Below are 8972 nucleotides of genomic sequence, written 5' to 3'. Positions count from 1 at the left end.
TGTGTTCAGCGGACGCTTACTATAAATAGAGAGCTCTCACTATTTGAGTTTCATAAGCGGGTGTTGGCACAGGCGAAAGATACTGAATACCCTTTACTTGAACGATTAAATTTTTTAATTATTTTTTCAAGTAATCTGGATGAGTTTTTTGAAATACGAGTTGCCAGTTTAATGCAACAAATTGAACTTTCAGATCATGCTAGAGCTCGTCCAGATAACTCACTCCTCTCAGATATAGTCACCACCATTTCCAAACTTGCACACGAAGCTGTCGAAGAACAGTATAAAATACTTAATTATAATCTCTTACCACAACTGCAAGGACATGGTGTTCATTTCATTCAGTATGGTGACATCCTCGAAAAACATAAAGAATGGATTAAGGACTATTTCCATAATGAAGTTCGACCTGTGGTCACACCTATCAGTTTAGATCCAGCCCACCCCTTTCCTCGGCTAGTGAATAAAAGTCTAAATTTCATTGTAACCCTAGAAGGTAAAGATGCATTTGGACGAAAAATTGATTTGGCGATTGTTCCCGCACCACGATCATTACCTAGATTAGTAAAGTTACCTAATAGTATTTCTGGCGAGGATGAACACTACATTCTACTTTCAGCCATTATTCAGCAACATCTTCATGAGTTATTTCCAGGGGTAACCACCACTGGATGTTTTCAATTTCGGGTCACACGTAATGCAGATTTAACTATCTCAGAAGATGTTGAAGACTTAGCAATTGCCTTAAAAGATGAACTATCCTCACGGCGCTTTGGTCGGGCTGTAAGACTTGAGGTGACTAAAAATTGCCCTGAAAATATTATTGATTATTTACTTGGACAATTTGATCTTAAGCAAGAGCAACTCTATCGTATTGACGGCCCGCTTAATCTGGCGCGCTTTATATCGAACTTCAATTTGCCAGAGTTACGTTTTCCTCCCCATGTACAAAAATTACCGAAAGTGTTGTATGGGAAAAAATCCATATTTGAGGTATTAAAAACCGGAGATGTTTTATTACATCACCCTTTTCACTCTTTCGCTCCGGTCATTAAGCTACTGAAAGAGGCAGCCCATGATCCACATGTGTTAGCCATAAAACAAACCCTTTATCGGAGTGGTGTACATTCTGAAATTGTGCAAGTCCTTGCTGAAGCGGCACGAAATGGTAAGGAAGTCACAGCAGTGATTGAATTACGTGCTCGCTTTGATGAAGAGTCAAATATCGAAGTTGCCAATCTATTACAAGAAGCTGGGGCGGTTGTTGTATATGGGATCGTTGGCTATAAAACCCACGCCAAAATGATTCTGATCGTGCGTCGTGAAATAGACAAAATTAAACGTTATGTTCATTTAGGCACAGGTAACTATCATGCAATGAATGCCAAAATCTATACTGATTATGGACTACTGACCAGTGATGCTGATATTTGTGAAGATGTCCATAAAGTCTTTCAGGAGCTCACAGGCATGGGGAAAATGGTCAAATTGAAAAAACTTTTTCATGCACCATTTACTCTGCATTCTCAATTGATTGAACTCATCGAAACTGAAACTGAAAATAGCAAAGCAGGCAAAAAAGCGCAGATTATTATTAAAGTAAATGCCTTAACTGAACCTCAACTAATTGATGCCCTATATAGGGCATCTAAAGCGGGCGTTCAAATCGATTTGATTGTCCGTTCAATTTGCTGCTTACGCCCACAAGTGAAAGGGCTTTCTGAAAATATTCGAGTCCGCTCAATTGTGGGACGTTTTTTAGAACATACCCGGGTTTATTATTTTTACCATCAGGGCGAAAACAAGCTTTATTGCGCCAGTGCAGATTGGATGGGGCGTAATTTATTCTCTCGCATCGAGACCTGTTTCCCAATCGAAGATAAAAAACTTCGTAAACAAATTCTGCAAGATGGCTTAATGAATTATCTTCAAGATAACCGCCGTGCATGGGAGCTTCAAGCAGATGGAACATGGATTCAATGTACACCAAGTTTGGATAAGCCCATGTATATCGCACAACAGCACTTATTAAACCATACATCTTAATTAACCCGAATCCTGTTTAAGCCACTGATTCTATAATTAGAATTTTTGGCTTATTTTGATGGGTGAGTTGATATGCACATAACAATGCGTAAATCCCCAAATTAAAATCCGCGGAATCAGGGACAAAGCCAAGCTCTTAATTCCTTGGGCCTTGGCTGCCATGATTTTTGTTCCCATTACATAAAATCTGTTTTTGGGCTTATAAAAAACCTGCCTGCTACGACTAAAATTACGTTTTTATTCAAGCCATGATCCTCGGTATGCCGAACTAAAACAGCAATTAATTCACTTTGCCGGATTATATACGCGGCTACTAAAATATGAGCATCAGTATTGCAAATACGATCAAACATCTGGATATTGATAGCTATAGGGATGAAATGTTATAAAAAAATATCCGGGCATTGGCCCGGATATTTAAACTCTAAGCAGCTTAGGCAGTTTGCTTTAACGGTTTGATTTCATTTAATTCATGATCTAATTGAAGCTGATACGCACGGCTTTGATCAACCTGATAACTACGATTCTGGATGCTATCGATAAAAATCCAGTTCGCCTGTACCTGATCCGGGGTAAATGCAACACTCAAGTATCCGCGTTGATTCAAATTACAATAATTCAGCTCATCAATTAGCGTAGTAAATGCCATTTCAAATTCCTGTAACTGGGCTAAGGGAATCTGCAAATACTTCTCCATACCCGGTGATGAAACTGAACTGGTCGCTAGTTCTACCCCGACTGTACTGCCGGCTTGATCTCTCAAAGTGGAGTTCCAGGCATTATGGGTATCTCCTGCAAGTACAATCAGTTTTTTATTCAGCTGTTTACAAGCCGTATAAATCACCTCACGCTCCACGACGTACCCATCCCAGGCATCAAGATTATAAGGCACAACAGTCAGTATTCTGGCTAATTCTGCCTTTGTCAAAGTTGGATCATTTTGCAGATAGCGTATTTTTAGGCCTACCAGTTCTGTCAGCATCTGACGCACTTGTAGCAACACATCTGCAGTGGCCTGACCACTGGTGATCTGCCCCAAAACAGCCAGAATTTCGGCCGGAATTAGCATCTTGCTCATCAGCACCTGCTGACCCAGCACATTCCAGACGGCATTCGATTGGCTGAGTTGTTTCAGTATCCATTCACGTTGTGTATGTCCTAACAAGGTACGCGTCGGATTGAGCAAATCTGTCTGAAATTTATTGGCATCTAGTCCTGTCGCGGTAAGATAGTCAGCATATTGCAATTGCTTGTTACGCGCCAAAATACGAGTATCCAGCATATTCAGCTGAACCAGATCACCAAAATTAAACTGGCGATAAATATTCAAATGATCTGTTTCAGACACTGGACGAATCGGCATCCATTCAAAATAGGCCTGCAAAGCAGCCAGCTTACGTGCAAAAAAATCACCTTCTGAAACATCATGATTTTCCGCACCCTGCTCCCAGGTATCATTGGTCAGCTCATGATCATCCCAGACCACAATAAATGGATGACGCTGATGTGCTGCTTGTAAGTCCGCATCAGTTCGATACAAGGCATAACGCTTGCGGTAGTCTTCCAGTTTAATGATTTCCTCAGCATTATCTGCAGCCAGACTTCGGCCTAATGCTGCAGCCTGTTCAGTCGCATAACCACCCATCCCGTACTCATAAATGTAATCCCCTAAATGAATCACCACATCTAGGTCTTGCTGGGCAATTTCCTGATAGATATGAAAATATCCGGCTGGATAATTGGAACATGAACAAACGGCAAATTGCACCAGCTTGCTTTGCGTGGCTAAAGTTTTGGTTTGACCGACAGATGAATATACCGATGCACACTTAAAACGGTAAAAATAAGTTTGCCCTGCCGATAGACGATCCGCATCGACTTTAACCGTGAAATCTTGCGACCGACTGGTTTCAACTTGTCCTGTATTGATTATCTGGCGAAAATCCTGATCGGCAGCAATTTCCCACTGCACCTGATAACGCAGGTTTTCATCTTCCGGACTTAAGCGTGTCCATAGAATTATCCGATCCTGTAAGGGATCACCACTGGCCACCCCATGTTTAAAAGCGACTTTAGGATGTGCCTGAGCTTGATCTGAAGCATCCTCATCACTGCCACAAGCGGTCAAAGATATGGGTAAAGACAAAGCACCGAAGCCTGCAATGGAGGTCTTAAGCAGTTCACGTCTGGATATTTTTTTAGTCATAACAGCTTGCTATTGTGGGTTTTTTGTTCTTTTTTAATCCAGTTCGATGACATTAATATCTCTAAATTATGACATTTCTATGAAGCCTAATTTTTCCAAGTCCTAAATATACCAAATGACGATAAAACTAATTTCTGAGAGGCTGAGTTGGGCTATTCGAATTCTTATAGACTGATGACTTTATTTAGAAAATTTCCAATAAGTTGCTTCAAATTTCAGAAAGAAATCATCAATTACGCAGAATAATTCGTTACTATTGAACATCGGGGCTAAAGCTTTAGGTTTGGTAACTCAACTGATGGCTCTAGTCCTCTTATTTTTCAAGTTTATTTCTTATCCGCGATTCGGGTTAATTAACCTGGGGTGATTACTCCATAAGCTATTAGCCCTTAAATGCGCTTTGTACTTTAATCTAATCTCAATAATTAAAGATTAGATTAAAAGAACCCCAAATTAAATGGTTGAAAGATATGAGTGATATCAGCGTAAAAAAAGTCAATAAATTAATTGAAGAGTTTGAACAAGAAGGAAATAAGGTAGACCGATTGGAGATAGGTTACAAAACATATGCAGCCTTGATGTTAGATAAGAAATTTGCTGATAAAGTCACAAAATCAAATGAAGACCCTAAAGAGCGTCTTTATAAACAAATAAAAATTTAGCTGGTTACTGAAAAACATTATTTTAAGGTTAGGTGAAATAATTTTCTTTCCTAAGATAAAAAATCAGATTAACTCTGAACTAATACAGTTCAGCGCTTACTCAGAATAATTCCAGTAAATTTATTTGAAATAAAAACCTTAAAAGCGTTATTTTCACTCGATAAAGCCTCCATCAATCAAGAGGAAGCTCGCGTAAGCTTCCTCTTGTAAAAATTGTGGGACAGCAGTGGCAGTCCAAAATATGGTTATGTGTGTCTAGAATTTTGGTGGCTATTCAGTCCATCATTACCTACATTCCAACTCTCTAGTTTTCCAACTAGCCCAGGTTATAATAATGGCCACCCAAAATACGATTGATCTATTATGAACACCACCAATGATCCTTTACACGGTAAAAAACTTGCTGACATTTTGGATGAATTATTGGATTACTACGGTGGCTTTGAAGGTTTAAGTCGTAAAATTGAGATTAGATGTTTTTGCATAGACCCAAGTGTTAAATCATCATTGCGATTCTTGCGTACCACCCCATGGGCACGTGAAAAAGTAGAAAACTTATATTTGTATGTCTTACGCCAAAAGGCCAAACAGAAATCGTAGCAGTCAAAGCCCTAACCTCATCATAATATTATACCAAATAGTAAACTACTCTTAGAAAGAGAATATATATGTCGGTAATTATTGTTGATTTACATATTAAAATTAGTGACCAAAACTTAAAGCACCCTACTCTACCTTAAATTACACCACACAAAATAAAAACCCTATATAACTGTTATATATAGGGTTTATTGAAATACCAATTATGTTATTTAGTGTATTTTATGTCGGTGACTATTGCCAAGGTTGGGGTATTACTCATACCGATTCTACTGCCTTTACGCTTTTATTCCATTTCGGTTCAGGTGCATGATAATGCTCCACAGCATCCAATACTTCCTCAATTGAACTTGAGAAGATCAAGGCATCGGTAAAACGTGACTGGGTAAATCCAGCCTCAGTCGTTTTCATCAGGAAATTTAGTAATTCATCATAAAATCCGTGGATATTTAAAAATGCACAAGGTTTCTGATGAAGGCCCAACTGCCCCCAAGTCAACTGCTCAAAAATTTCTTCTAAAGTCCCCACCCCGCCCGGCAAGGCAATAAACGCATCTGCCAGATCAGACATTTTTGTTTTACGTTCATGCATATTTTTCACTACATGCAGCTCTGTTAACAGCGGATGAGCCAATTCTGCATCGACCAGATTTTGTGGAATCACTCCAATGACTGTTCCACCGGCATTTAAGGCACTATCAGCCACAACACCCATCAGACCAGCTCGGCCACCCCCATAAACCAGTGTGATTCCACGATTCGCAATAGACTCACCCAAAGCTTGGGCCTGCTCTTTAAAATTTTTGCTATTCCCCATAGCTGAACCACAAAAGACTGCAATAGATTTCATTTTTTATCCCCTCATCAATCAACATATTCTAACTGCATTAAAATAAAAAAATTGTCTTAAAAACAGGCAAAATAGCCATAAGCGGCTAGTTTATCGAAGCTCATGATTCAGAATAAATCCTCACTTCTACAGAAAATATGGATAATTTTTAGTCAGACATGTACGCATTGACTTACATCGATTCTGGTTCTTTGCGGCTATCCCGGATAGTGGAATTTTCCTATGATACTTACATCAGGAACAGGAAGTTCCATATAACAATCACAATAGATAAGCACAAGGATTGTAAGGTACGACAGGAGTTATACCGAGCGAACCAATACGAAAAACCCCGGCAGGATGCCGGGGTTTTTTATTAATCTTTATATTAGTCAATCAGGTTACTAATGACCTGAGATTTTATATTTGGCTATTCTCTGAATGGTACTACTGATCTCGAATGGGTCAGACAGCAGGATTTGACAAATGCAAGCCAATCCATAAGGATAAGTGAATAAAAATAATCATGAGTAGAACAATATGTCCCATCCGCTTTCCAGCCTTGAATATCAACCTGACATTCTAGGTGAAGGTTATGAACAGGCCACTTTAGAATTCCCGCCAGATACTGAAGGTACAGTAGTTGCCACACTGATCCGCAAAAAGACAGACCAGCCCACCTCTAAAGCTGTCCTCTATATTCACGGCTTTATTGATTATTTTTTCCAGACTGAAATGGCAGAGCGTTTTAATCAGCAAGGTTTTGATTTTTATGCGTTGGATTTACGTAAATATGGCCGATCCTATATGTCCCATCAGAAACTTTATAATGTCTATCATCTATCAGAATACGATGCAGAAATCAGTCAGGCTCTCGAAATTATTGGACGGGAAGGCCATGATACGGTTTTACTCAGTGGCCATTCTACCGGCGGACTAATTACTACCCTGTATGCAGCACATCATCCAGATCATCCCTTAATTAAAGGCTTATGGCTCAATAGTCCTTTTTATGACTTTAATATGACACCTTTTGAGAAAAAGTTTCTGGTGCCTAAATTGAGCCGTCTGGGAAAACGTTTTCCGGAAATGCTATTTCCTAGCCGCTTAAACCGTCATTATGTGCCCAGCCTGCATATTAGCTATCAGGGGGAATGGCATTTTGATCTGGAATGGAAAAAACCCAGCTATCACTGGGTGCGTCTGAGTTTTGTACATGCCATTCACGAAGCACAAAAAGAAATTCATCAAGGTGTACGTTTAAATATTCCGACTTTGCTGATGCATGCCCATAAAACCACTTATCCCCTACGTTTTAACCGTAATGCTCAAACCAGTGATGTGATTCTTCAGGTACACGACATGATTGAACATGCACAGAAAATCCAGGGCGATGTGCAACTCTGTTCGATTCAAAATGGGGTACATGATCTGGTTCTTTCAGAAAAACCGGTTCGTGAGCAGGTCTATCAGCAGCTATTTCAATGGCTGGAGAATAAGGCCCTATAAGCCAGATGAATAAGATAGGTAGAAAGCTCTGCCTGTCTTATTTTCCAATAATTTTATTTACCTATTTTTCCTGAATATAAAATAAAAATATCAAGCTGATCAGTAATGCTTTTTACATATTAAAATCATCTCATTACAACAATAAGATATTGAAATTTATAAAAATAATAAATTCTATTTTTATTCAAATGTTGCCTTTTGTAGCAAGCTTGTAAGTATTTATCCTGCGATTTTTTTCCCTCTCTATAGTAGAGCTGAGATGTTGAATCTGAGGACTTTTGCAGAGTAGAAGTGGTTCGGCATTCATCAATAATAATCATATCAAGGAATAGAATTATGCGTTATGCAGATCCCAATACTGACGGTTCAAAAGTGCAATTTAAATCCCAATACGAAAACTTCATTGGCGGAAAATGGGTCCCACCCATCAAAGGTGAATATTTTGATAATGTCTCTCCCGTAGATGGTAAAGCCTTTACCAAAGTTCCGCGCTCATCAGTGGAAGATATTGAACTGGCGCTCGATGCGGCTCATGCCGCTAAACAGCAATGGAATAACAGCTCCCCTACTACCCGTTCCAATATTTTATTAAAAATCGCTGACCGACTTGAGGAGAATCTTGAACTGCTGGCAGTCGCAGAGACCTGGGATAACGGTAAGCCGATCCGAGAAACCCTGGCAGCAGATATTCCTCTCGCGATTGACCATTTTCGTTATTTTGCCGGCTGTATTCGCGCCCAAGAAGGTGGAATTTCCGAAATTGATGAAGACACCATTGCCTACCATTTTCATGAACCTTTAGGTGTGGTTGGGCAGATTATCCCGTGGAACTTCCCGATTCTAATGGCTGCCTGGAAACTGGCCCCTGCTCTCGCAGCCGGAAACTGTATTGTGTTGAAACCCGCTGAACAGACGCCGGTGAGTATTTTGGTACTGGTTGAGCTGATTCAGGATCTGTTGCCTGAAGGTGTGTTAAACATCGTGAATGGCTACGGCGTTGAAGTCGGCCGTCCACTGGCGACTAATCCACGCATTGCCAAGATTGCCTTTACCGGTTCTACCGCTGTGGGTCAGCTGATCATGCAATATGCGACTGAAAATATTATAGGACTTACGCACTA

The 8972-nt window shown here is 39.8% G+C and carries 7 protein-coding genes and 4 pseudogenes; 7 read left to right on the top strand and 4 right to left on the bottom strand.

The genetic code is table 11. The features are described from left to right. On the top strand, nucleotides 1-2046 hold a 2046-nt coding region (gene ppk1, locus B3Q46_RS03870; protein ID WP_286713585.1), incomplete at its 5' end, for a polyphosphate kinase 1. 16 nt (nucleotides 2047-2062) lie between these two features. Here ppk1 and B3Q46_RS16415 read toward each other — a convergent pair. Further along, a pseudogene (locus B3Q46_RS16415) lies at nucleotides 2063-2152 on the bottom strand (IS982 family transposase); the annotation flags it as partial. Between the two features lie 70 nt (nucleotides 2153-2222). Between B3Q46_RS16415 and B3Q46_RS16380 the strand changes: the two are divergent. Further along, nucleotides 2223-2435 (top strand): annotated as a pseudogene (locus tag B3Q46_RS16380) (hypothetical protein); the annotation flags it as partial. A gap of 44 nt (nucleotides 2436-2479) precedes the next feature. Here the strand turns inward: B3Q46_RS16380 and B3Q46_RS03865 are convergent. After that, complete coding sequence (locus B3Q46_RS03865; RefSeq protein ID WP_004280933.1) at nucleotides 2480-4252, bottom strand: alkaline phosphatase D family protein; 1773 nt, start codon at nucleotides 4250-4252, stop codon at nucleotides 2480-2482. A 108-nt stretch (nucleotides 4253-4360) separates the two neighbouring features. Beyond that, nucleotides 4361-4516: pseudogene (locus B3Q46_RS03860) on the bottom strand (IS982 family transposase); the annotation flags it as partial. Nucleotides 4517-4722: 206 nt separating this feature from the next. Between B3Q46_RS03860 and B3Q46_RS03855 the strand changes: the two are divergent. The 3 genes and pseudogenes from B3Q46_RS03855 (at nucleotide 4723) to B3Q46_RS03845 (ending at nucleotide 5514) form a co-directional block, all read left to right on the top strand. Continuing rightward, nucleotides 4723-4914, top strand: coding sequence for a hypothetical protein (locus B3Q46_RS03855; protein WP_005105075.1), 192 nt, complete (start codon nucleotides 4723-4725; stop codon nucleotides 4912-4914). An 84-nt stretch (nucleotides 4915-4998) separates the two neighbouring features. Continuing rightward, nucleotides 4999-5124, top strand: a pseudogene (locus B3Q46_RS03850) (IS4 family transposase); the annotation flags it as partial. A 153-nt stretch (nucleotides 5125-5277) separates the two neighbouring features. Continuing rightward, on the top strand, nucleotides 5278-5514 hold the full coding sequence (locus B3Q46_RS03845) for a VF530 family DNA-binding protein (RefSeq protein ID WP_004280931.1): 237 nt from the start codon (nucleotides 5278-5280) through the stop codon (nucleotides 5512-5514). Between the two features lie 258 nt (nucleotides 5515-5772). On the opposite strand, the gene B3Q46_RS03840 is transcribed toward B3Q46_RS03845, so the two are convergent. Then, complete coding sequence (locus B3Q46_RS03840) at nucleotides 5773-6363, bottom strand: TIGR00730 family Rossman fold protein (RefSeq protein ID WP_005233278.1); 591 nt, start codon at nucleotides 6361-6363, stop codon at nucleotides 5773-5775. Between the two features lie 519 nt (nucleotides 6364-6882). Here B3Q46_RS03840 and B3Q46_RS03835 point away from each other — a divergent pair. Further along, complete coding sequence (locus B3Q46_RS03835; protein ID WP_286713579.1) at nucleotides 6883-7851, top strand: alpha/beta hydrolase; 969 nt, start codon at nucleotides 6883-6885, stop codon at nucleotides 7849-7851. Nucleotides 7852-8187: 336 nt separating this feature from the next. Continuing rightward, a partial coding sequence (locus B3Q46_RS03830; RefSeq protein ID WP_286713577.1) for an aldehyde dehydrogenase family protein occupies nucleotides 8188-8972 on the top strand: 785 nt, incomplete at its 3' end.

Source organism: Acinetobacter sp. UBA2581 (assembly GCF_002339435.1).
Lineage (GTDB): Bacteria > Pseudomonadota > Gammaproteobacteria > Pseudomonadales > Moraxellaceae > Acinetobacter > Acinetobacter variabilis.
Note: the sequence above shows the minus strand (reverse complement) of the source record. Positions and strands in the feature narration are given on the sequence as shown.